This is a genomic window from Bacillus sp. G1(2015b) (assembly GCF_001482475.1).
In the GTDB taxonomy this organism is placed as follows: Bacteria; Bacillota; Bacilli; order Bacillales; family Bacillaceae; genus Bacillus; species Bacillus safensis.
In genome coordinates this window covers 199,097-219,817 of the sequence record NZ_LKIC01000004.1, presented here as the reverse complement: position 1 = coordinate 219,817, position 20,721 = coordinate 199,097, and the positions used below count along the sequence as shown (strand labels likewise).

Annotated in this window: 20 protein-coding genes; 19 read left to right on the top strand and 1 reads right to left on the bottom strand. The window is 43.3% G+C overall.

Annotation, left to right across the window (positions count from 1 at the left end; genetic code table 11):
* Window positions 1–47: 47 nt before the first annotated feature.
* From coaBC to spoVM, 12 genes are all read left to right on the top strand, one after another.
* Window positions 48–1,265 (top strand): bifunctional phosphopantothenoylcysteine decarboxylase/phosphopantothenate--cysteine ligase CoaBC, encoded by a 1,218-nt coding sequence (coaBC, locus tag AMR95_RS04685; protein WP_058837723.1) that lies wholly within the window; start codon window positions 48–50, stop codon window positions 1,263–1,265.
* On the top strand, window positions 1,262–3,670 hold the full coding sequence (gene priA / locus AMR95_RS04680; protein WP_058837722.1) for a primosomal protein N': 2,409 nt from the start codon (window positions 1,262–1,264) through the stop codon (window positions 3,668–3,670). The genes coaBC and priA overlap by 4 nt, the downstream gene beginning before the upstream one ends.
* 15 nt (window positions 3,671–3,685) lie before the next feature.
* Window positions 3,686–4,168 carry a peptide deformylase gene (gene def, locus AMR95_RS04675; RefSeq protein WP_039178446.1) on the top strand — a complete coding sequence of 161 codons (483 nt, stop codon included), beginning with the start codon at window positions 3,686–3,688 and terminating at the stop codon, window positions 4,166–4,168.
* Window positions 4,169–4,173: 5 nt separating this feature from the next.
* Window positions 4,174–5,127: a methionyl-tRNA formyltransferase gene (fmt, locus tag AMR95_RS04670; protein ID WP_039178449.1), complete on the top strand. Its 954-nt coding sequence runs from the start codon at window positions 4,174–4,176 to the stop codon at window positions 5,125–5,127.
* Window positions 5,114–6,457 carry a 16S rRNA (cytosine(967)-C(5))-methyltransferase RsmB gene (gene rsmB, locus AMR95_RS04665; RefSeq protein ID WP_058837721.1) on the top strand — a complete coding sequence of 448 codons (1,344 nt, stop codon included), beginning with the start codon at window positions 5,114–5,116 and terminating at the stop codon, window positions 6,455–6,457. Before fmt ends, rsmB begins: the two co-directional genes overlap by 14 nt.
* A 3-nt stretch (window positions 6,458–6,460) precedes the next feature.
* Window positions 6,461–7,543: a 23S rRNA (adenine(2503)-C(2))-methyltransferase RlmN gene (gene rlmN / locus AMR95_RS04660; RefSeq protein WP_024424208.1), complete on the top strand. Its 1,083-nt coding sequence runs from the start codon at window positions 6,461–6,463 to the stop codon at window positions 7,541–7,543.
* A gap of 3 nt (window positions 7,544–7,546) precedes the next feature.
* Window positions 7,547–8,317: a Stp1/IreP family PP2C-type Ser/Thr phosphatase gene (locus AMR95_RS04655; RefSeq protein ID WP_029706534.1), complete on the top strand. Its 771-nt coding sequence runs from the start codon at window positions 7,547–7,549 to the stop codon at window positions 8,315–8,317.
* The gene (gene pknB, locus AMR95_RS04650) at window positions 8,311–10,266 is read left to right on the top strand and encodes a Stk1 family PASTA domain-containing Ser/Thr kinase (protein ID WP_058837720.1); all 1,956 of its coding nucleotides are present in this window, start codon (window positions 8,311–8,313) and stop codon (window positions 10,264–10,266) included. The genes AMR95_RS04655 and pknB overlap by 7 nt, the downstream gene beginning before the upstream one ends.
* Before the next feature lie 12 nt (window positions 10,267–10,278).
* Window positions 10,279–11,175: a ribosome small subunit-dependent GTPase A gene (rsgA, locus tag AMR95_RS04645; RefSeq protein ID WP_058837719.1), complete on the top strand. Its 897-nt coding sequence runs from the start codon at window positions 10,279–10,281 to the stop codon at window positions 11,173–11,175.
* Between the two features lie 3 nt (window positions 11,176–11,178).
* Window positions 11,179–11,829 carry a ribulose-phosphate 3-epimerase gene (gene rpe / locus AMR95_RS04640; protein ID WP_058837718.1) on the top strand — a complete coding sequence of 217 codons (651 nt, stop codon included), beginning with the start codon at window positions 11,179–11,181 and terminating at the stop codon, window positions 11,827–11,829.
* Window positions 11,830–11,889: 60 nt separating this feature from the next.
* Complete coding sequence (locus AMR95_RS04635) at window positions 11,890–12,534, top strand: thiamine diphosphokinase (protein ID WP_058837717.1); 645 nt, start codon at window positions 11,890–11,892, stop codon at window positions 12,532–12,534.
* Window positions 12,535–12,605: 71 nt separating this feature from the next.
* Window positions 12,606–12,686, top strand: a complete 81-nt coding sequence (gene spoVM, locus AMR95_RS04630) for a stage V sporulation protein SpoVM (protein ID WP_008354550.1) — start codon at window positions 12,606–12,608, stop codon at window positions 12,684–12,686.
* A 69-nt stretch (window positions 12,687–12,755) separates the two neighbouring features.
* Here the strand turns inward: spoVM and rpmB are convergent, their stop codons facing one another.
* Window positions 12,756–12,944, bottom strand: a complete 189-nt coding sequence (gene rpmB / locus AMR95_RS04625) for a 50S ribosomal protein L28 (protein ID WP_003212514.1) — start codon at window positions 12,942–12,944, stop codon at window positions 12,756–12,758.
* 271 nt (window positions 12,945–13,215) lie between these two features.
* Here rpmB and AMR95_RS04620 point away from each other — a divergent pair, with 271 nt between their 5' ends.
* The 7 genes from AMR95_RS04620 to plsX all read left to right on the top strand — a co-directional run bounded on the left by AMR95_RS04620 (window position 13,216) and on the right by plsX (window position 20,720).
* Window positions 13,216–13,578: an Asp23/Gls24 family envelope stress response protein gene (locus AMR95_RS04620; protein WP_008344871.1), complete on the top strand. Its 363-nt coding sequence runs from the start codon at window positions 13,216–13,218 to the stop codon at window positions 13,576–13,578.
* 15 nt (window positions 13,579–13,593) lie between these two features.
* Window positions 13,594–15,267, top strand: a complete 1,674-nt coding sequence (locus AMR95_RS04615; RefSeq protein ID WP_039178471.1) for a DAK2 domain-containing protein — start codon at window positions 13,594–13,596, stop codon at window positions 15,265–15,267.
* 148 nt (window positions 15,268–15,415) lie between these two features.
* On the top strand, window positions 15,416–16,078 hold the full coding sequence (sdaAB, locus tag AMR95_RS04610; protein ID WP_024424201.1) for an L-serine ammonia-lyase, iron-sulfur-dependent subunit beta: 663 nt from the start codon (window positions 15,416–15,418) through the stop codon (window positions 16,076–16,078).
* Between the two features lie 20 nt (window positions 16,079–16,098).
* The gene (sdaAA, locus tag AMR95_RS04605) at window positions 16,099–17,001 is read left to right on the top strand and encodes an L-serine ammonia-lyase, iron-sulfur-dependent, subunit alpha (RefSeq protein ID WP_024424200.1); all 903 of its coding nucleotides are present in this window, start codon (window positions 16,099–16,101) and stop codon (window positions 16,999–17,001) included.
* Window positions 16,979–19,027 carry an ATP-dependent DNA helicase RecG gene (gene recG / locus AMR95_RS04600; protein ID WP_058837716.1) on the top strand — a complete coding sequence of 683 codons (2,049 nt, stop codon included), beginning with the start codon at window positions 16,979–16,981 and terminating at the stop codon, window positions 19,025–19,027. The genes sdaAA and recG overlap by 23 nt, the downstream gene beginning before the upstream one ends.
* Before the next feature lie 112 nt (window positions 19,028–19,139).
* Window positions 19,140–19,706: a transcription factor FapR gene (gene fapR / locus AMR95_RS04595; protein WP_024424199.1), complete on the top strand. Its 567-nt coding sequence runs from the start codon at window positions 19,140–19,142 to the stop codon at window positions 19,704–19,706.
* A gap of 15 nt (window positions 19,707–19,721) precedes the next feature.
* Window positions 19,722–20,720 (top strand): phosphate acyltransferase PlsX, encoded by a 999-nt coding sequence (plsX, locus tag AMR95_RS04590; RefSeq protein WP_024426965.1) that lies wholly within the window; start codon window positions 19,722–19,724, stop codon window positions 20,718–20,720.
* Window position 20,721: the final 1 nt, after the last annotated feature.

The following is a 20,721-nucleotide window of genomic DNA, read 5'->3' as shown; positions in this document are numbered from 1 at the left end:
GAATTGTAGACGAATTTGTGAAAAAGGCCGTTAAGGGGGACAAACAAATGATACAGTCAAAAAATATTTTGCTCGGTGTCAGCGGAGGAATCGCCGTATATAAAGCAGCAGCACTTACTAGTAAACTTGTACAAGCAGGCGCAAATGTCAGAGTGATTATGACGGAATCTGCTCGTGAGTTTGTGTCTCCGCTAACCTTCCAAGCTCTGTCTAGGCATGAGGTATATGTGGATACATTCAAAGAAAACAATCCAAGAGTCATTGCGCATATTGACGTAGCTGACTGGGCCGATCTCATTCTTGTTGCCCCTGCAACAGCACATACAATCGGTAAAATGGCCGCTGGACTTGCAGATGATATGCTGACGACGACTTTGCTTGCTTCAACAGCGCCTGTATGGATCGCTCCAGCGATGAATGTGCATATGTACGATCACCCGGCTGTGAAACGGAACATTCGCACATTATATGAAGACGGCTACCGCTTTATTGAGCCAAGTGAAGGTTATTTAGCCTGCGGATACATTGGAAAAGGGCGATTAGAAGAGCCTGAAAAAATTGTGGAACACATCCGTGCTTTTTTTGATGAGCCAAAAAGCTTACCGCTCTCAGGAAAAAAAGTCGTGGTGACAGCAGGTCCTACACGTGAAGTCATCGACCCTGTCCGATTCTTTACAAATCGTTCTAGTGGAAAAATGGGCTATGCGATTGCAGAGGCTGCTCAGCAAATGGGGGCAGATGTTACGCTGATTTCTGGACCTGTTTCTTTAACTGAACCTGACCATGTACATGTAGTGCATGTTGAATCAGCTGAGGAGATGTATCAAGCTGCACTAAATGTATACGGGGAAGCTGATCTTGTCATTAAATCAGCAGCTGTCGCCGATTACACCCCTGTCACGACATATGCTCATAAAATGAAAAAACAGGACGGCGCTCTGGACATTGAATTCACTCGGACAAAAGATATTTTAAAAGAGCTCGGGAAAAGAAAAGAGCATCAAGTGCTGGTCGGTTTTGCAGCTGAAACGCAGGATGTAGAATATTATGCGAAAAAGAAAATTGAATCCAAGCATTTAGATATGATTGTCGCCAACAATGTGACAAAAGAGGGTGCAGGCTTTGGCACAGATACAAATGTGGCAGCGATCATTAAGGCAGATGGAACAAAAACAGAGCTGCCGATGATGAGTAAAAAAGACCTCGCTTTTGAAATTTTAAAGGAGGCAATACAGCTGCTTCCAGAAGAGCGTGATCGAGCATGATTGCTGAAGTCATCGTAGATGTCACAACGAAAGCCATTGACCGGCCATTTGATTACCGTGTACCAGATCGATTCAAAGATCTCGTCAAAGCGGGAATGAGGGTGGTCGTTCCCTTTGGCCCGAGGAAGATTCAAGGGTTTGTGACAAAAGTCAAAGATGAAACAGACATCAAGACAGGAAACATCAAAGAGATTGTCGATTTATTTGATTTATCACCTGTTCTGACAGATGAGCTATTGGAGCTTTCCCACTGGCTGACGGAAAAAACATTGTCCTATCATATCACGGCACTTCAATCGATGCTGCCCGCAGCCATGAAGGCAAAGTATGAAAAAGAAATTCAGGTGCTTTCAGAGGAAGAACTTCCGCAGTCATTGAAAGAGCTTTTCGGTCAGCGAGAAAGCATTCTTTATGCTGACATCCCTGCTGAACAATTAAAACTAATTCAAAAGCATGTCCAAAAAGGTCATCTCGAGGTGAGATACCATGTCTCACAAAAATCTGGAAAGAAAAAGGTCCGCATGCTCCAGGTGGCTGTATCGAAAGAAAAACTTGCAGAAAAACAGCAGCAGCTAAAGAAAAATGCGGTGAAACAAAAAGCACTGATCTCCTATCTGCTTGAAGCGGGAGAGACAACCTTTTTAGCGAAAGACTTGCAGCAGCAAACAGGCGCAAGTTCTCAAACGCTTAAAACCTTTATTCAAGAAGGGCTGTTAACAGAAAGCTATGAAGAGGTCTATCGAGATCCTTATCGTGACCGGGAGTTTACACCATCTGCTCCACTAGATCTCACGCCAGAGCAAAGAGAGGCGGCCAAGCATATTCATCAAGCAGTGAGTGAGGATCAGCACGAAACCTTTCTTTTGCACGGAGTGACAGGAAGCGGCAAAACAGAGATTTACTTGCAGACAATCGATCATGTTCTTCAAAAAGGAAAAGAAGCGATCGTTTTAGTTCCTGAAATCTCGTTAACCCCTCAAATGGTGCAGCGATTTAAAGAACGATTTGGCTCAAATGTGGCCGTTCTTCACAGCGGCTTATCGACAGGAGAAAAATATGATGAATGGCGGAAAATCCATCGCAAGGAAGTCAAGCTTGTCGTTGGCGCAAGATCTGCTGTTTTCGCTCCATTTGAAAATCTAGGCATGATTATTATAGATGAAGAGCACGAATCCTCTTATAAACAAGAAGAAATGCCTCGTTACCATGCCAAGGATGTCGCCATTGAACGAGCAGGGCGGCATCAATGTCCAGTCGTATTAGGCAGTGCAACACCTTCACTTGAAACCTATGCACGTGCGAAAAAAGGCGTCTATACATTGCTGTCGCTCAAACACCGCGTCAACCAGCAGCAGCTGCCGCACGTTTCGTTAATTGATATGAGAGAAGAACTAAGAAATGGCAACCGCTCCATGTTTTCAGAGGAATTGATGCTCAGGTTAAAGGAAGTGCTTGAAAGAAAAGAACAAGCCGTTTTATTTCTGAACAAAAGAGGCTATTCATCCTTTGTCATGTGCCGTGATTGCGGATATGTAGAGCAATGTCCTCATTGCGAAATTTCTCTCACCTATCACCGCTATCAAAAACGGCTGAAGTGCCATTATTGTGGTCACGAAGCACCAGTACCTGCTGAATGTCCAGAATGCCACAGTGAGCATATCCGCTATTTTGGTACGGGGACGCAGCGTGTAGAAGAAGAGCTGACAAAAGTACTGCCAGAGGCAAGAGTCATCCGAATGGATGTGGATACAACGTCTAGAAAAGGTGCTCATGAAAAGCTTCTTACCTCTTTTGGCAATAAAGAAGCGGACATTTTGCTCGGGACGCAAATGATTGCAAAGGGACTGGATTTCCCAGATGTCACACTTGTTGGTGTTCTCAGTGCGGATACATCCCTTCACATCCCTGATTTCCGTTCAAGTGAAAAAACATTTCAGCTTCTCACACAGGTCAGCGGCAGGGCAGGGCGGCATGAAAAAGCGGGCTCGGTCATTATTCAATCGTATACGCCTTCTCACTATAGTATTGAATTAACGAAGCAGCATGACTACGAATCCTTTTATGAACAGGAGATGCTGCATCGCCGCCACCAGTCCTATCCGCCGTATTACTTTTTGGCGATGGTGACAGTGTCACATGAGGAAGTGACGAAGGCAGCACATGTGACTGATCAAATTGTCCAGTTCCTAAAAATGAATTGTGCACCGAATACGCGAATCCTTGGTCCGGCTGCATCACCAATCGCTAAGATCAAAGATAGATATCGCTATCAATGCGTGATAAAATACAAAAGGGAAAATGAACTGGCAAGTTTACTACGGAAAATACAAGACCATTATCAAAAGGAAATGGAACAAAAACCATTGATGATTTCAATAGATATGAATCCATATATGATGATGTAAAACGGAGGGCTATAAGTGGCAGTAAAACCAATAGTCATACATCCGGCAGAAGTGCTTGAACAAAAGACAGAGCGTGTCGATACGTTCGATAAAAAGCTGAAAAAACTGCTGGATGATATGTATGATACAATGCTTGAGCTGGATGGAGTTGGACTAGCAGCACCACAAATTGGTGTTTCAAAAAGAATCGCTGTTGTAGATATTGGAGAGGAATCTGGCAGAATTGATTTAGTGAACCCCGAGGTGCTTGAAGTAGAAGGAAGCCAGACAGATATTGAAGGCTGCCTGAGCTTTCCATCTTTATACGGTACTGTAGAGAGACCGAACTATGTGAAGGTAAAAGCCTTTGATAAGAAAGGCAAACCATTTACAATAGAAGCAGATGGATTTTTAGCAAGAGCTTTATTGCACGAAATTGATCATTTAGACGGCATTTTATTTACGTCAAAAATCATTGAAACCTATACAGAAAAAGAACTTGCGGAAATGGAAGGGTGAAGAAAATGGCACGTATCGTATTTATGGGAACCCCTGATTTCTCAGTACCTGTGCTGCAAACACTGATAACAGAAGGATACGAAGTGGTAGGGGTCGTCACGCAGCCAGACCGCCCGAAAGGAAGAAAGCGAGTGCTCACACCGCCTCCTGTGAAAGTGGAAGCCTTAAAACACGGCATTCCTGTGTTGCAGCCTGAAAAGGTACGCCTAGATGAAGAAATTGATAAGGTGCTTGCATTACAGCCGGATTTAATCGTCACAGCGGCATTTGGACAAATTCTACCTAAACGGTTACTTGATGAACCTAAGTTTGGCTGTATCAACGTTCATGCCTCGCTCCTGCCAGAACTAAGAGGCGGCGCGCCGATTCATTATGCGATCCTTCAAGGCAAAAAGAAAACAGGCGTTACGATCATGTACATGGTGGAAAGGCTTGATGCAGGTGACATGATCAGTAAAGTAGAAGTGGAAATCGATGAATTAGACAATGTTGGAACATTGCATGACAAATTAAGTACAGCTGGTGCCGCACTGCTAAAAGATACGGTGCCAAATGTTCTGAGCGGATCTATTTCTCCGATTCCGCAAAATGAAGAAGCGGCCACATACGCACCAAATATTAAGCGGGAGCAAGAAAGGTTAGACTGGACAAAAACCGGTGAAGAGCTTTACAACCAAGTTCGCGGGCTAAATCCATGGCCAGTTGCCTATACTGAATGGAACGGCGCTCATCTAAAAGTATGGGAAGCGAAAAAGGTTCCGCTACAAGCGCAAGAAGAACCTGGGAAAGTGATTGAGCTTCAAAAAGAAGGTCCGGTCATTGGAACGGGTAATAAGCAAGGCCTCTTGTTAACAGGTGTGCAGCCAGCTGGTAAGAAAAAAATGAGCGGCGAAGACTTCTTAAGAGGCGCAAATATCGAAATTGGGCAGAAATTAGGGTTAATGAATGAAGAAAAGTAATGTGAGAGAAGTAGCGCTGGACGCTTTAATCAAACTCGAACAAAACCAAGCTTACAGTAATTTGCTTTTGCAGTCAGTCATGAAAGATAAAGACTTAGCTGATCAAGACAAACCGCTGTTAACAGAGCTTGTGTATGGTACACTGCAAAATAAGCTGGCATTAGATTATATGCTTGCGCCCTTTGTGAAAAAACCGCAAAAGGTGGCTCCGTGGGTGATGCAGCTTTTACGGATGTCACTTTATCAAATGGTGTACCTTGAAAAAATCCCAGATCGTGCAGCCATTCATGAAGCTGTCGAGCTAACGAAAAAGCGCGGGCACAAAGGCATTTCTTCACTTGTGAACGGTGTTCTTCGTTCCGTACAAAGAGAAGGCATTCCGTCATTTGATGTGATCAAAGATCCAGTAAAGCGGCTGTCCATTGAGACAAGCCACCCATTATGGCTTGTGCAGGAATGGGTTCAGGCGTACGGATTTGAAGCGGCAGAAAACATGTGCCGCATTCATTTAGTCCCGCCAAAGCAAACCCTTCGCGTCAATCGAATGAAAACTGACCGGACGGCACTGCAGCAAAAACTAATGGATGCAGGCATCGAAACGGAGCTTGGCGACTTATCTGAAGATGCACTTAAGCTCATGAAAGGGTCCATCGTCTCAACCCCTTCTTTTCAAGAAGGCTATGTTACGATTCAAGATGAAAGCTCGATGCTTGTTGCAAGAGCGCTTGACCCTCAGCCAGGAGAAACGGTGCTTGACGCCTGTGCGGCTCCTGGCGGAAAATCAACTCATATTGCAGAACGTATGAATGATGAGGGGAAAATTGTTTCACTCGACTTACATGAACATAAAGTGAAACTCATCAAACAAGCAGCAAAACGTCTGAACCTTACTCACATTGAGGCAAAAGCACTTGATGCAAGGAAAGCGGCAGACTATTACAGCGAAGCTTCGTTTGACCGTATTCTCATTGATGCGCCGTGTTCCGGTTTTGGCGTCATTAGACGAAAACCAGATATGAAATATACAAAGTCACAAGAAGACTCAGCAAGGCTTGCAGCTATCCAGCAGGCCATTTTAAAGGAAGCGGCCCCGCTTTTAAAACCGGGCGGAACCCTTGTATACAGTACATGTACAATGGATCCAACAGAAAATCAACAAGTGATTCATGCGTTTTTACAAGAACACCAAGACTTCGAACCCGATCTATCTCTTAATGAACGGCTGCCTGAGCAGGTTGCTCCGTTTGTTCAAAACGGAAGTGTACAAATTCTTCCTCATTATTTCGGAACAGATGGTTTCTTTATTTGCAGCATGAGAAAGAAGGGATAAAAAATGACAGAACAAAAAGTAAGAAAAGAACTGAAGACAGAAATGCCGTCGATCTACTCATTTGAGCTTCACGAAATGAAAGAATGGTTAAAAGAACAAGGCGAAAAGCCTTTCCGCGCAGCTCAAATTTTCGAGTGGCTTTATGAGAAACGTGTGACATCCTTTGACGATATGTCTAACCTTTCAAAGGATTTAAGAGAAAAATTAAAAAATCAATTTGCGATCACCACATTAAAAACCGTGATCAAACAAACGTCTCAAGACGGAACGATCAAGTTTTTATTTGAATTACATGATGGTTATACCATTGAAACAGTGTTGATGCGCCACGAATACGGAAACTCTGTCTGTGTTACAACTCAGGTTGGCTGCCGAATTGGCTGTACATTCTGTGCATCTACACTTGGCGGGTTAAAACGAAACCTTGAAGCAGGAGAAATCGTTGCTCAAGTATTGAAAGTGCAACAGGCACTTGACGAAACAGATGAGAGAGTCAGCTCGGTTGTTATCATGGGAATTGGAGAACCATTTGATAACTTTGACGAAATGCTTGCTTTCCTTAAAATCATCAACCATGACAACGGCTTAAATATTGGCGCGCGTCATATTACAGTGTCGACAAGCGGAATCATTCCAAAGATCTATCAATTCGCTGATGAGCAAATGCAAATCAATTTTGCTGTCTCCCTGCATGCACCAAACACAGAAATCAGAAGCCGTCTAATGCCGATCAATAAGGCATATAAGCTGCCGAAATTAATGGAAGCCATTGAATACTACATTCAAAAAACAGGAAGACGTGTCAGCTTTGAATACGGCCTGTTTGGCGGAGTAAATGATCAAGTTCATCATGCAGAAGAGCTTGCAGACTTATTAAAAGGAATCAAGTGCCACGTGAACCTCATTCCGGTGAACTATGTACCGGAAAGGGATTATGTAAGAACACCGAGAGAACAAATCTTCCTATTTGAAAAAACGCTGAAAGAACGCGGCGTAAACGTAACGATTAGACGAGAGCAAGGCCATGATATTGATGCTGCTTGCGGTCAGCTAAGAGCGAAGGAGCGTCAGGAAGAGACGAGGTGACGAATGTTGATAAGGGCAGCCTTTCAAACCGATACAGGAAAAGTCCGTCAGCATAATGAAGATGATGCAGGTATTTTTGAAGCAAAAGAAGACACCCTTCTAGCTGTTGTAGCTGATGGAATGGGAGGTCATCTTGCTGGTGATGTCGCCAGCAGGATGGCCGTCTCTTCTTTAAAAGAATACTGGGAAGAAACATCTTCAATCCCAGCAAAACCAGCAGAGCAAGAAAGCTGGTTAATCTCAAAAATTAGTGACATTAATGATCAAGTATATGAACATGCGAAAAACAATGAGGAGTGCCAAGGAATGGGGACAACCATTGTTTGTGCGCTCGTTCATTTGCAAACGGTCACAATTGCCCATATTGGAGACAGCCGCTGCTACTTGCTAAGAGAAGGAGCACTGACCCAGCTAACAGATGACCATTCACTTGTAAATGAGCTTGTGAAAACAGGTGAAATTTCTAAAGAGGATGCAGAATATCATCCAAGAAAAAATGTGCTTACAAAAGCATTGGGAACAGATAAACACGTTCAAATCGATGCACATACTTTTGAAGTGGACCCAGGAGATCAAATCCTGCTTTGCTCAGATGGATTATCAAATAAAGTAGAAGAAGAGAATTTGATTCATATTTTAAACCAAACGACCGCACCAGATGAAAAAGTAACAGCATTAATCCAAACAGCGAATGACAACGGCGGTGAAGATAACATTACAGCAGTATTGTTAGAAATCTCCTCCCAGCCAGAGGAGGGTGACAGCAAGTGTTGATCGGAAAACGGATCAGCGGCCGTTATCAGATTCTTCGCGTCATAGGCGGAGGCGGAATGGCAAACGTTTATTTGGCGGAGGATATGATTTTAGATCGCGAAGTCGCGATTAAAATTTTGCGCTTTGACTTTGCAAGCGATGATGATTTTATTAGACGTTTCCGGCGCGAGGCGCAATCAGCCGCAAGCTTAGATCATTCAAATATTGTCAGCATCTACGATGTAGGGGAAGAAGATGACATTTATTATATTGTCATGGAATATGTCGAGGGGATGACGCTAAAAGAATACATACACGCCAATGGCCCGCTTCATCCGAAAGAAGCCGTTCGCATTATGGAGCAAGTCGTTGCGGCGATGGAAGAAGCCCATGCGAAACAGCTCGTCCACCGGGACATTAAGCCTCACAATATATTAATAGACAACATGGGGAATATTAAAGTCACTGATTTCGGGATTGCCATAGCACTCAGCTCAGCGACCATCACCCACACAAATTCGGTCCTAGGATCCGTGCACTATTTGTCTCCAGAACAAGCACGCGGAGGTCTTGCGACGAAAAAATCAGACATCTATTCACTTGGCATTGTGCTCTATGAACTCATTTCTGGCCGCATGCCATTTGAAGGGGAATCAGCTGTCAGTGTTGCGCTGAAGCATTTGCAATCAGAGCCGCCATCTGTGAGAAGGTGGAATCCTTCTGTTCCACAAAGCGTGGAAAACATCATTTTAAAGGCGATGGCCAAAGATCCTTTTTATCGATATGAAGATGCATCTGAAATGCAAAAAGATTTACAAACTGCTTTCGACCCTTCAAGGCTAAAAGAAAAACGCTTTGTGATCGAAGAAGATCATGAAGCAACGAAAGCGATCCCAATCATTCAAGATCATCAAGTCGATCAAGACAATGAAAAAACAGCTGTCCATCCAGTGCAAAAACCGAAGAAAAAAGAGAAACAAAAGACGAAAAAGAAACGGAAAAAATGGCCTTGGATTGTGGCATCCATCCTATTTATTCTGACTGCTGCGACTATTTTAGCCATCACTGTGTTTCCGGGACTGCTTTTTCCAAAAGATGTGGAGGTCACTGATGTATCTGGCATGACGATTGATAAAGCCGAGAACACCTTGAAGAACGCCGGCTTTACCGTCGCCTCTGATCCAATTGAGATCGCTGATGAAAAAATTGAAAAAGGGCTTGTCGTCAAAACAGACCCGAAAATCGGCACAAAGGTAAAAGAAGGAACCGAGATTCAGCTTTACCAAAGTACGGGCAAGGAAAAGACCGAATTACCTGATGTAACAGGTGAAAAGGTCGATAAAGCAAAAGAATTATTAGCGAAAAAAGGGTTTAAGCAAGTTGTTGTGGAGGAAGTAAATGATAATGACACCGAATCTGGGATTGTCATGGAACAGAAACCTTCAGCGAGTACTGAGCTTGTGGCAGCAGATGAAGAAGTGACGTTGACGGTCAGCATAGGTCCTGCCGATATTACTTTGCGGGATTTAACGACATATAGTAAACAGGCTGCATCGAATTATTTAGAGGATAACGGATTAAAGCTTGATGAAAAAGAAGCGTATTCTGATGATGTGCCAAAAGGTGAAGTGATGAAACAGGAGCCAGGAGCTGGTACTGCTGTGAAACCAGGTGATACGGTTAAGATCACCTTCTCACTCGGACCGAAGAAAAAACCGGCTAAAACAGTGACTGAGAAGATTGCCATCCCGTATGAACCAGTAACAGAAGGGCAAGAGATGACCGTTCAGATTTCCATTGACGATGCTGAGCATAGCATTTCTGATTCATATGAAACCTTTAACATCACTGCACCAACCGAACGGACCATTAAATTTAAGATTGAACCAGGTCAAAAAGGATACTATCAAGTGACGGTTGATGATAAAGTCGTAAGCTCTAAAACAATTGAATACCCTGAAGATGAATAAAGGAGGGACTTTATGCCTGAGGGCAAAATTATTAAAGCATTAAGCGGATTTTATTATGTGCTTGATGAGTCTTTAGAAAGTGGAAAAGTGATTCAGTGCAGAGCAAGAGGCATTTTTCGTAAAAACAAAATCACACCTCTTGTTGGAGATTATGTTGTGTATCAAGCAGACAACGATAAAGAAGGCTACTTATTAGAAGTAAAAGAGCGGACAAATGAACTTGTTCGTCCGCCTATTAGTAACGTCGATCAAGCGGTGCTCGTTTTCTCTGCGACAGAACCAACCTTCAGCACATCGCTTTTAGACAGATTTCTAGTGCTTGTAGAAGCAAATGATATTGAGCCGATTATCTGTATCACAAAAGTGGATTTATTGAAAACAGATGAAGAGCGTGAAAGTATTCAAGGCTATGCAGAGGACTATCGGCAAATTGGATATGATGTTCATTTAACATCCACGATCGAGGGAGACGGAATTGAAAAGCTGACCCCGCATTTTCACAATAAGATCACTGTATTTGCTGGTCAGTCTGGTGTAGGCAAGTCCTCCCTTTTAAATGCGATGAGTCCTGATCTGGCGCTGAAAACCAATGATATTTCCTCCCATCTTGGAAGAGGGAAGCATACGACTAGACATGTCGAACTCATTCGTACAGCAGAAGGGCTTATTGCAGATACACCTGGCTTTAGCTCACTTGAATTTACCGGCATCGAAGCGGAAGATTTAGGTCTTTACTTTTTAGAAATCAAAGAGCGGAGTGCAGATTGTAAGTTTAGAGGCTGCCTGCACGTGAAAGAGCCAGGCTGTGCGGTAAAAGATGCGGTCGAACAAGAGCAAATCAAAGAGTATCGCTATCAGCATTATTTAGAGTTTTTAACTGAAATCAAAGACAGAAAGCCGAGGTACTAAATCATGGTTTATATTGCCCCTTCCATTTTATCAGCAGATTTCGCCAATTTGGAGAAAGATATCCGTGATGTGGAACAAGGCGGAGCGGATTACATTCATATCGATGTGATGGACGGCCATTTTGTACCGAATATCACATTTGGGCCGAATGTTGTGGAAGCAATCAGACCGCATACAAAGCTGCCGCTTGATGTTCACTTAATGATTGAGCAGCCAGACCGGTATATTCCTGCATTCGCCAAAGCAGGTGCTGACATTATTTCTGTCCATGTTGAGGCTTGTCCGCACTTGCACCGAACGATACAGCACATAAAAGAACAAGGTGTAAAAGCAGGTGTCGTCTTGAACCCGCACACACCTGTTTCTCAGATTGAGCATGTATTAGAGGATGTAGACCTTGTCTTATTCATGACGGTGAATCCTGGTTTTGGCGGACAGGCGTTTATTCCTTCTGTCCTCACGAAGGTAAAAGAAGTGAAGTCCCTTAGTAAACAAAAGGGCTTATCAGACTTACTCATAGAAATAGACGGCGGTGTCAATGTAGAGACTGCAAAGAGCTGTAAAGAGGCGGGCGCTAATTTACTTGTGGCCGGCTCAGCGGTATACGGTAAAGACAACCGTGCAGCTGCTATTCAGGCCATTCGAGAAGCGTAAAAAAAGGAACCAAAGTCACTCTGATCTTTGGTTCTTTTTACATGGAGAGGAGCGTATATCATGCACATACATATCGTAGCCGGCGGTCCTTTTGAATACATTCCGCCCCTTGAACATGAAGCATCACAGGATGATATTCTCTGGGTTGGTGTAGACCGGGGAACGCTCTTTTTACTAGAGCATGGCATCATGCCTGCCAAGGCTTTTGGTGATTTTGACAGTGTGACAGAAGAAGAGCTTTGCGAGCTGAAAAAGAAATTGCCTGCCTTGAATGTATTTCAGGCTGAAAAGGATGAAACCGATTTAGAGCTTGCGCTGAACTGGGCCATGCGCCAGCATCCAGCGCATATTTACATCTACGGCATTACAGGAGGAAGGGCTGATCATTTTCTAGGAAATATTCACCTTCTATATCAAGGCATTCAGCACAAGCAGAACATGACTCTTGTAGATAAACAAAATATCATTCAAATGTTTGGGCCTGGTACATACGAAATCAAAGAAGACCCTGATAAAAAATATGTGTCGTTTCTGCCCTTTGGTACATCGGTTGAAAAGCTGACATTAAAAGGTTTCAAATATCCTCTGAAAAATTGTCATATTGAGCCTGGTTCCACACTATGTATTAGTAACGAACTCATCCACTCAAATGGTACTTTTTCTTTTCATGAAGGCATATTAATAATGGTAAGAAGCAAAGATTGACCAACCTATCAATGTGGATGGCTGATTAAGCTCAATTGTGCTGCAAGCGGTACTTTTAGGAGGGGGACAAAATGAAATTTTATACAATCAAACTGCCTAGATTTCTTGGCGGCATTGTCCGTGCGATGCTTGGTTCATTTAAAAAAGATTAATGAGTAATCTCCTTTATTTCCACATAAAAACGCCTGCTACAGTTTATTGTAGCAGGCGTTTACTCTTGCTTATACACGCTCAACTTTACCAGATTTCAAAGCTCGAGCTGATACATATACTCTTTTAGGCTTACCGTCCACTAGAATACGAACTTTTTGAAGGTTCGCGCCCCATGTACGTTTTGTAGAGTTCATTGCGTGAGAACGGTTGTTCCCAGCTTTTGTTTTTCTGCCTGTAATAACGCATTTACGTGCCATTTGTTTCCCTCCTAACTGCGAAAACATCATCATATTCTTCATATACGTACTTAGAGATGCCTCAAGATACTTTAATAATTTACCACAGCTTCAAGGGGTTTGCAAGGATTGTTTACTCCTCTTTCAAGAAAAATACCTTGACATCTTGATAAAAAATCAAGGCTATAGTATAAGTAGGATTGGGTCGGATTGAATGATTTCTTTTAAAAAGAAGGGTCTTATAGTAAAATAGTGATAACTCAGGGCAATTTCTCAAAAAGGGGGAACCAATGTGTCCATTGAACTTAGAACGAAATACGGACAAATTGATATATCAAATGAAGTCATTGCAATGGTGGCAGGAGGCGCTGCGATCGATTGCTATGGTATTGTTGGCATGGCGTCCAAAAATCAAATCAAGGACGGTTTGACGGATATTCTCCGCAAAGAGAACTTCAGCCGGGGTGTTCTTGTGCGTCAAAAAGAAGACCGCATTCATATTGATATGTACATCATCGTCAGCTACGGTACAAAAATATCAGAAGTCGCACATAATGTTCAAACGAAAGTCAAATACACGATTCATCACACAATTGGACTTTCTGTTGACTCGGTCAACATTTATGTACAAGGAGTAAAAGTTACGAACCCGTAGTAAGGAGGAAATATATTGTCTATTAGAAATCTTGATGGCCGCTCATTTGCAAAAATGATTCTTGCAGGTGCTCACCATCTTTCTCAAAACGCACAAATTGTGGATGCGTTAAATGTTTTTCCAGTGCCAGACGGAGACACGGGGACAAATATGAATTTGTCGATGACTTCAGGGGCAAAAGCAGTTGAAGAAACAAATACCGATCATATTGGGAAGGTCGGCGTGGCTCTCTCGAAAGGGTTATTGATGGGCGCAAGAGGAAACTCAGGCGTGATCCTGTCACAGCTCTTTAGAGGTTTCAGTAAACATATTGAACAAAAAGAAACGATTGATGCAAAAGAATTTGCTCTTGCCTTACAGGCGGGTGTTGATACAGCATATAAAGCCGTGATGAAACCGATTGAAGGAACCATCTTAACGGTTGCAAAGGATGCAGCAAAGAAAGCGGTTGCTGTTTCAGCGGCAGAAGATCAAATTGACCGCGTTCTAGAGTTGACGATTGAGGAAGCAAGAGCATCACTTGATCGAACGCCAGATCTGCTTCCTGTCTTAAAAGAAGTGGGTGTTGTCGATAGTGGAGGTAAAGGACTTCTATGCGTATATGAAGGTTTCCTTGCTTCATTAAGAGGAGAAGAGCTTCCTCCTAAAGCGGCTTCTTTACCGACGCTAAAAGAACTTGTCAGTGCAGAGCATCATAAAAGTGCGCAAAGCCATATGAACACAGAAGATATCGAATTTGGCTATTGTACTGAATTTATGGTGAAATTTGAAGAAGACAAACAGTCCTTTGATGAGAATGCCTTCAGAGAAGACTTAAGTGAATTCGGAGATTCACTTCTTGTAGTGTCTGACGATACACTTGCGAAAGTTCATATTCATGCAGAGCAGCCGGGAGATGTTTTATCATATGCCCAGCGCTACGGCAGCTTGATTAATATGAAAATTGAAAACATGAGAGAGCAGCATAGCTCAATCGTAAACGAAGAAAGAGAACATGCACCTGCTGCACCAAAAGCACCTGCTGCTGAAAAACAGCGCTTTGGCGTCGTCAGTGTCGCAATGGGAGAAGGAATTGCTGACTTGTTCAAAAGCATCGGAGCTTCCGTCGTCATTGAAGGCGGGCAGACGATGAATCCGAGCACAGAAGACATTGTCACAGCAATAGAAAGCGTACATGCCGAAACCGTCTTTATCTTACCTAATAATTCTAATATTGTCATGGCAGCTAAACAGGCGGCAACTGTCTCAAACCGTGAGGTCGTTGTCATTCCGACGAAGACCGTTCCTCAAGGAATGTCGGCACTTCTTTCTCTCAATGAAGCAGCTTCAAATGAAGATAACGAAAGAGCGATGCTAGAAGCGATTGACCATGTGAAAAGCGGGCAAATTACCTTTGCAGTGAGAGATACCCAAATTGATGGAATCGACATTGCGAAAGGTGACTATATGGGTCTGTTCAACGGGAAAATCACCTTAACAGCGAAAAATCAATTAGATGCAGCAAAAGAACTTCTCGCCAAAATGGTGACAGAAGATGATGAGATTGTCACCATCATTAAAGGGGAAGATGCATCATCTGATGAAATGGATGCGTTACAAGCCTTTATTGAAGAAACATTTGAAGATGTAGAAGTTGAAGTCCACGATGGAAAACAGCCGCTTTATTCATATATTTTGGCGGTTGAATAACGAAAGAAGGGCAAATAAAGCCCTTCTTCTTCTTTTGCAATTTTTTACTAGCCATTCCACGGTGAAATGAGTTGCGGGAAACGAATGAATCCATTAGTCTAAAGAAAGAACCAAACCATACGTGAGTGGTGATGAGAGGGGAAGACCTATGAAATTTAGAAGTGTGTTTGATATTATTGGACCTGTCATGATTGGGCCATCAAGTTCGCACACAGCGGGTGCGGCTCGTATCGGGAGAGTAGCTCGCAGCTTATTTGGAAGAGAGCCGAAACGAATTGTCGTTTCATTTTATGGTTCCTTTAAAGATACGTATAAAGGGCATGGTACAGATGTCGCCATTATCGGCGGTGTTCTTGACTTTGATACATTTGATGAACGAATCAAAACAGCGATCGATATTGCTAAAAGCAAAGAGATCGATATTGAATTTAAAGAAGAAGAGGCAGTGCCGGCGCATCCAAATACAGCAAAAGTAGAGATTTCAGATGCGAACGGAAGCCTTGAATTAATCGGCATTTCCATCGGCGGAGGTAAAATTGAAATCACAGAATTAAATGGCTTTGAGCTCAGGCTTTCAGGGAATCATCCTGCCATTCTTGTGGTTCATAACGATCGCTACGGGACGATTGCGGCAGTTGCCAATGTATTAGCGAAATTCGCCATTAATATCGGTCATATGGAAGTGGCGCGTAAAGATGTCGGGCAAGAGGCACTGATGACAATTGAAGTGGATCAAAATATTGACCCAGCTGTCCTATCAGAGCTTGAAACGCTGCCAAACATTATTCAAGTCACACAAATTGCAGAGTAACAACAAGGAGGTTATGAATGATGTTTAAAAACGTCAAAGAACTCGTGCAGCTAACAGAAGAACGGAATACCTCCATTTCAGAAATTATGATTGTGCAAGAAATGGAAGTGACAGGGAAGTCACGTGAAGAAATTTTCTCCCAGATGTACCGCAACCTAGAAGTGATGGAGCAGGCTGTTGAAAACGGTCTGAAGGGTGTGAAATCATTATCAGGGTTAACAGGCGGAGATGCAGTCAAACTTCAAGCCTATATCGCATCAGGCAAAACGCTGTCTGGTCATACGATATTAGATGCTGTTAGTAAGGCTGTTGCAACAAATGAAGTCAATGCCGCAATGGGAACCATTTGTGCAACGCCTACAGCAGGCTCAGCAGGTGTTGTACCAGGTACGTTATTTGCAGTGAAAGAAACATTAAAGCCAACAAAGGAACAAATGGTCAGATTCCTGTTTACTTCTGGTGCATTTGGTTTTGTTGTGGCGAATAACGCCAGCATTTCTGGTGCAGCAGGCGGCTGTCAGGCAGAGGTAGGTTCTGCATCAGGTATGGCGGCAGCAGCGATTGTCGAGATGGCAGGCGGTACACCGCAGCAATCTGCAGAAGCAATGGCGATTACACTGAAAAATATGCTTGGACTTGTTTGCGATCCAGTAGCGGGACTTGTCGAGGTACCTTGCGTGAAACGAAACGCAATGGGTGCATCTAACGCCATGATCGCAGCAGACATGGCGCTTGCCGGCATCACAAGCCGCATTCCTTGTGATGAAGTCATTGATGCGATGTACAAAATCGGTCAAACGATGCCAACAGCTCTTCGCGAAACAGCCCAAGGCGGACTCGCTGCGACACCGACAGCAAGAGAGCTTGAAAAGAAGATTTTCGGAGGTGTGACCTCATCTCGTGATACAGAAACTGCAAGATAATGTCTCTGTCCTGAAGGGGATTGGAGAGGAAACCGAAAAAACACTCAATGAACTTGGAATCTACACAGTAGCCGATTTACTCGGCTACTTTCCTTATCGATATGACGACTATGAGCTTCGTAACTTAGAAGAAGTAAGGCATGACGAGCGTGTCACAGTTGAAGGGAAAGTACATAGTGAGCCCGTTCTCACCTATTATGGAAAAAAACGAAGCAGGCTGACATTCAGGCTGCTTGTCGGGCGTTTTCTCATTACAGCGATTTGTTTCAATCGTCCATATTTAAAACGAAACCTTGTGTTAGGTGATACAGTTTCCGTCACAGGAAAATGGGATAAAAACCGCCAATCTATCATGGTCCAGGAATTTAAAAAAGGAACGCACGAGCAAGATGGCAGTATAGAACCCGTTTATTCAGTAAAAGAAAATGTGACCGTGAAAATGATGAGACGCTTTGTGAAACAAGCTTTGTCACTTTATGCAGACAAAGCTGAAGATCCATTGCCAAAGCAGCTTGTCTCTGCTTATAAGCTCATGTCCTATCAGGAAGCGTTAAAAACCATTCATCTCCCAGAGACAAGAGACTCGCTCAAGCAAGCAAGACGACGTTTTGTGTACGAGGAATTTCTCATCTTTCAGCTGAAGATGCAGGCGATTAGAAAGAAAGAACGAGAGAGAACATCAGGCATCCAGCATCCGTTTTCCAAAGAAGCTGTTTTTGAGTTTGTTCACAGTCTGCCATTTCCACTGACAAAGGCACAATCAAGAGTGCTTGATGAAATCATGTCAGACATGGCGTCTCCATATCGAATGAACCGGCTGCTCCAAGGAGATGTAGGTTCAGGGAAAACAGCTGTTGCAGCCATTGCGCTTTATGCCGCTCATTTATCAGGTTTTCAAGGTGCATTAATGGTCCCAACAGAAATTTTGGCAGAACAGCATGCGGATTCGCTTTACCAGCTGTTTGAAAAATGGGGACTGAATATCGCCCTTTTGACAAGCTCTGTGAAAGGAAAGCGCCGCAGAGAATTGCTGGAACGTCTAAAAGAAGGTGAGATTGACATTTTAGTCGGCACGCACGCACTCATTCAAGACGAAGTCGAATTTCAGCAGCTCGGTCTAGTCATCACAGATGAGCAGCACCGGTTTGGCGTAGAGCAGCGGAAAAAACTGCGAAGTAAAGGGCAGGATCCGGATGTCTTGTTTATGACTGCTACACCTATTCCGCGAACACTTGCGATCACTGTCTTTGGAGAAATGGACGTATCCGTCATTGATGAATTGCCAGCTGGCAGAAAACAAATCGAAACGTATTGGGTGAAGCATGACATGCTTGAGAGAATTCTTGCTTTTGTGGATAAAGAGCTGAGAAAAGGCAGACAGGCATATATTATTTGTCCGCTCATTGAAGAATCAGACAAGCTTGATGTCCAAAATGCGCTTGATGTCCATAGCATGCTGACTGAAGCATACCGCGGTAAGTGGTCGATTGGCTTAATGCATGGGAAGCTGGCAAGTGATGAAAAAGATCAGGTCATGAGAGCCTTTACCGCAAATGAAGTGCAAATTCTCGTTTCGACCACAGTCGTTGAAGTCGGGGTCAACGTGCCGAATGCAACCATCATGGTTATTTATGATGCAGACCGCTTCGGATTGTCTCAGCTTCATCAGCTAAGAGGGCGGGTCGGCCGAGGAGAGCATCAATCATTTTGTATTTTAATGGCTGATCCAAAGTCAGAAACGGGAAAAGAGCGGATGCGGATCATGTCCGAAACAACCGATGGCTTTGAGCTGTCTGAAAAGGACTTAGAACTAAGAGGACCCGGCGACTTCTTCGGTAAAAAACAGAGCGGTATGCCCGAATTTAAGGTAGCAGATATGGTTCACGACTATAGAGCGCTGGAAACGGCTAGAAAAGATGCGGCAGACCTTGTCCAATCGGACGTCTTTTGGACTGATCCCGAATACAAAGAACTCCGGCAAACGCTGATAGACAGCGGTGTGCTGGGAGGAGATAAATTAAGCTGATCAAACGCTGGAGGAATTTTCTTGTCTTTTTGAAACAAGGATTGATTTATCATCTATGAGATTATATACTACTATTAGTACCTAGTCATAAATGTACGGATGGTGTCTGCATATGAAACTAAATAAAAAAGAACGTCAAAAGCTCCTCCAGCAAACGATCAGCTCGACTCCATTCATTACTGATGAAGAATTGGCAAGTAAATTCGGTGTCAGCATACAAACGGTTCGTCTTGATCGTTTAGAGCTGTCGATCCCTGAATTACGCGAAAGAATTAAGCATGTGGCCGAAAAGACATTAGAGGATGAAGTAAAATCACTTCCACTGGATGAAGTGATTGGAGAAATGATTGATGTAGAACTTGATGACCAAGCCATTTCCATTTTAGAAGTGAGAAAAGAGCATGTATTCAGCCGCAACCAAATTGCCAGGGGACATCATCTCTTCGCCCAGGCAAATTCGCTGGCAGTTGCCGTCATCGACGATGAACTGGCTTTGACAGCAAAAGCGAATATCAGGTTTACAAGGCAGGTGAAACAAGGCGAAAGAGTCGTCTCTAAAGCCAAAGTAGCCTCACATGATAAAGAAAAAGGAAGAACCGTAGTTGAAGTAAACAGCTATGTTGGTGAGGAAGTTGTCTTCTCAGGTGACTTCGTCATGTATCGCTCAAAACAAAAGTAAAAGGTGGCACGTAATATGAGAATTGCAGTCGATGCAATGGGGGGAGATCATGCCCCTAAAGCCATTATTGACGGTGTGCAAAAAAGCTTAACAGCATTTTCAGATATCGAGATTACACTTGTCGGCGATGAAAACAAAATCAAACCATACATAACAAACAACGATCGCATCACGATTTTAGATGCAAAAGAAGTCATTGAACCGACGGATGAACCAGTGCGTGCAGTTAGACGTAAAAAGGATTCATCCATGGTGAAAATGGCGCAGGAAGTTTCCGAGGGACGAGCAGATGCTTGCATCTCAGCAGGAAATACCGGTGCCCTCATGACAGCTGGGCTGTTTATCGTAGGCAGAATTGACGGTATTGACAGACCAGCCCTTGCCCCAACTTTGCCAACACTGGATGGCAGCGGCTTCTTATTACTAGATGTTGGTGCCAACGTTGATGCAAAACCAGAACATCTCGTGCAATATGCCATGATGGGATCCATCTACGCAGAGCGTGTCTTCCCAAAGAGCAATCCGCGTGTTGGACTGTTAAATGTAGGAACAGAAGATAAAAAAGGCAACGATTTAACGAAAAAAACCTTTGAATTATTAAAAGCATCAGACTTGAATTTCGTAGGAAATGTAGAGTCCCGTGACTTATTAGAAGGTGTTGCTGACGTTGTTGTCACAGATGGTTTCACAGGAAATATTGCGCTTAAAACAATTGAAGGCACAGCCCTTTCTGTCTTTAAAATGCTGAAAGAAACATTAACATCCAGTTTCACAGCAAAAATAGCAGCAGGCATGATGAAGCCGAAATTGATGCAGATGAAATCTAAAATGGATTACTCCGAATATGGCGGTGCCGCTTTATTTGGTTTAAAGGCACCTGTTATTAAAGCGCACGGCTCCTCTGATGAAAATGCCATTTTCCATGCAATTCGTCAGGCGCGTGATATCGTAGAAAAAGACGTTTCAGCTATCATTCATCAAGAAGTCCAAAAAGAAACGACGAAAGAGTCTTAAT